The organism is Thauera phenylacetica B4P, from assembly GCF_000310225.1.
Taxonomy (GTDB): domain Bacteria; phylum Pseudomonadota; class Gammaproteobacteria; order Burkholderiales; family Rhodocyclaceae; genus Thauera; species Thauera phenylacetica.
On sequence record NZ_AMXF01000359.1, the window covers coordinates 1 to 2,817 of the forward strand.

Consider the following 2,817-nt stretch of genomic DNA (forward strand, 5'->3'; position numbering starts at 1 on the left):
GAGCGCCGCCGCGGCCGCCGGCCTCTGCCCCCCGGCGACGCCGCCGAGCGCCGGCACCGCCGCGAGCAGGAGGCCGGTGCACACCAGCACCGCGGCGCCCACCCCCAGCCACTGCATCACCCCCATCGACAGCGTCAGCGCGCCCAGGAAGGATCCCAGCGTGGACCAGTACAGCGCCGCCCCGCTGCGCGCGCCGACGCGCTCGTGGCGCAGCAGGTTGGTGAGGATGGGCACGGTCTGCCCGAGCAGCCAGGCCACCGGGCACAGTACGCCGCACACCACCACCGCCCAGGCCACCGGCGCCGGCTGCAGGTGCGCGAAGGCCAGCTCCACCACTGGGCCCGCCAGCCCGAGCGCGATCAGCGCGGCGGCGAGCAGGAAGTTGCGCCGCACGCGCGCGAGGTAGTCGTCCGCCACGCGCCCGCCGGCCTGGTAGCCGAGCGCCAGCGCGAGCAGGAAGAAGGCGATCGTCGGCGCGGTGACCGTGATCGCGCTGCCCACGTGCGGCACCAGCCGGCGCAGCGCGAGGATCTCGGCGCCGAGCGAGACGAAGCCCTCGACGAAGACGAGCAGGAAGAGCAGGGCGGGCGACAGCGCCAGGGCTGGGGAGCGCGCGGCGGGCGCGGTCCCGGGCCGGCCGGGGGCCGGAGCGTGCATCGCAGAGATCCTCGCGCGGGAAGAGGGCTGGGTGCGTCGCATTATCCGGCGCGCCGCCAGCCGAGGCCAGCATCCTTTGCTCCGGGCGCTGCGCTCCCCCACGAGCTTCGTGCGCTTGCCCGAGCCGAGCGCCCGCCGGCGATGCCAGCCGGGCCGGAATCGGCTACCCTGCCGCCTGTCTCCTCGTCCCGCCCCGACTCCCCATGGCCCAGCCCACCCTCAAGCAGCGCAAGACCTTCGCGCTCATCCGCATCTTCGGCGGCATGGTCGCCGCGCTCTACCTGAGCTTCGTCGTCGTCACCAACATGCTCGCAGGCCATTCGCTCGAAGGCGAGCTGCTCTACTCCGCGCTCGTCGCCCTCGCCGGCTACGGCTACGCGGCCTGGTACCTGCGCGAGCTGGCCGCGGTGGCGCGCGAGGAGCGCGGCGGGGGCGGTTGAGTACGGCAGGCGACGGTGCCTCGCCGCCGCCTGCAGGCGCAGGACCGTTCAGGTTGCCAAGGCGCGGCGGCGCAGGCCGCCGAACACGCCGAGCAGGCCGAGCGACAGCAGCGCGAGCGAGCCGGGCTCGGGGACGGTGCCCGGATCCACGGGGTCGTCGGGGTCGACGATCGGGTTGAACTCGCCGGTAAATACCCAGCGCCGGATGTCGTGATAGGCGCCCGCGGCGCCGGTGCCGGAGGTGAAGCCGATGAACGCGTCGGTGGTGCCGAGCAGGGTCACGAGGTCGACCGTGTAGCTCATCAGGGCAGCGGTGGGGCGGGTGTCGGTGAGCGCGAGGCGGACCTCGAGCTCGTCCGTCGCGCCGTTGTAATCGACCCAGGAGTGGAAGACGGAGCCGCTGTCGAGCTGTGCAGGAAGGGTGTCGGCGCGCACCACCGAGTTCACGTTCCCATTCACGTCGATGCCGGCGTGGTTGGCGTTGTTGCCGTCCCCTGCGCCGTTGTTCCAGTTGTCGAACTCGACGCCGATGCTGGGGCTCAGGCCCTGGTAGCCGATGCCGCCGCCCGAGCCGCCCGCGGTGTTGGCCACCTTCTGCACGGTGAACACGATGCCGTCGGCGCCGCCGTTGATCTGGTTGGTGAACTGGAACTCGAAATAGCTGCTGAAGGAGGCGTCCGCGGCCAGCGAGAACGGGCTGGTCAGGAAGGCGCTGCCGCTCTGGCCCGTGGTATTCGTGAGCCGCAGCACGCGCGCTCCACTGGGACCGACGACACCCTGGCCGCCGGTGTTGATGCCCGCCGTTGCCCCATTGAGGGTGAACGCCGAGAGGTTGTCGAAGTTCTGGTAGTTGATCAGCGTCGCATGTGCGGGTGCGGTCGCCAGCGCGCACAAGGCGGCGGCACACAGCAGGGTGTTCGCGTGGCGAAGCCGGCGGCCCGCCTGGTCCGGACAGGGTGTTCTCATGATCGATCTCCTTTTTCGGTGTCCACGGCGGGTGCGTGGGAATACGACAGGCGCGGTGAGGCGCACCGCCTCCACTTGTCGCTGCCCATTCAAAGCACAAAATGTGCCCGATTTAGGTTTTCAATAAAATCAGATAGATGAGGGGGTATATGGGTCGATACTGTAAATTTATCCGACAGGATCGGCGCTTTTTTGCGGGCGGGTGTGCGACCCTTCGCGCATGAGCCGCCGCGTCCGCCCCTCGCCCCTGCTGCGCGCCATCGAGCGCGCCACCACCGCCATGACCCGGCGCGCGATCCGTGCCGGCGCGAATGCCGCCGGCAAGGCTGCGGCGCGGGGTGTCGAGGCGATGTCCGCGCCCTATCGCCTGCCGGCGTCGACCGGCGACTGGATCACCGGCCAGGCGATCGGGCCGGGGGGGCTGCGGCGCTTCCGGCTGTTTCGCCCGGCCGGCGTGCGCAGCAGCGAGCGCCTGCCGCTGCTGGTGATGCTGCACGGCTGCGGCCAGAACGCGGCGGCCTTCGCGCGCAGCACGCGCATCGACCGGCTCGCCTCGCGCGAGCGCTTCCTGGTGCTGTACCCCGAGCAGGACCTGGCCGCCAACCCGCAGGGCTGCTGGAACTGGTACGACACGCGCAGCCGCCGCGCCGAGGCCGAGGCGGCGACCCTGATCGCCGCGATCGACCAGGCCTGCCTGCTCTATCCGGTCGACCGCGGCGCGGTCGCGGTGGCCGGGCTGTCGGCGGGGGGGGGG

The 2,817-nt window shown here is 71.7% G+C and carries 4 protein-coding genes; 2 read left to right on the top strand and 2 right to left on the bottom strand.

From position 1 onward, the window contains the following. A partial coding sequence (locus C667_RS21860) for a spermidine synthase family protein (protein ID WP_004385021.1) occupies positions 1-657 on the bottom strand: 657 nt, incomplete at its 3' end. A 203-nt stretch (positions 658-860) separates the two neighbouring features. Between C667_RS21860 and C667_RS21865 the strand changes: the two genes are divergently transcribed. Further along, complete coding sequence (locus tag C667_RS21865; RefSeq protein ID WP_004385025.1) at positions 861-1,097, top strand: hypothetical protein; 237 nt, start codon at positions 861-863, stop codon at positions 1,095-1,097. A gap of 48 nt (positions 1,098-1,145) precedes the next feature. On the opposite strand, the gene C667_RS21870 is transcribed toward C667_RS21865, so the two are convergent. Next, positions 1,146-2,063 carry an L-type lectin-domain containing protein gene (locus C667_RS21870; RefSeq protein WP_004385027.1) on the bottom strand — a complete coding sequence of 306 codons (918 nt, stop codon included), beginning with the start codon at positions 2,061-2,063 and terminating at the stop codon, positions 1,146-1,148. A 220-nt stretch (positions 2,064-2,283) separates the two neighbouring features. On the opposite strand from C667_RS21870, the gene C667_RS21875 reads away from it, so the two are divergent. After that, on the top strand, positions 2,284-2,817 hold a 534-nt coding region (locus C667_RS21875), incomplete at its 3' end, for a CE1 family esterase (protein WP_004385029.1).

Coding starts and splice junctions, on each gene's coding strand:
- C667_RS21865 (WP_004385025.1), top strand. CDS start 861: ATGGCCCAGCCCACCCTCAAGCAGCGCAAGACCTTCGCGCTCATCCGC.
- C667_RS21870 (WP_004385027.1), bottom strand. CDS start 2,063: ATGAGAACACCCTGTCCGGACCAGGCGGGCCGCCGGCTTCGCCACGCG.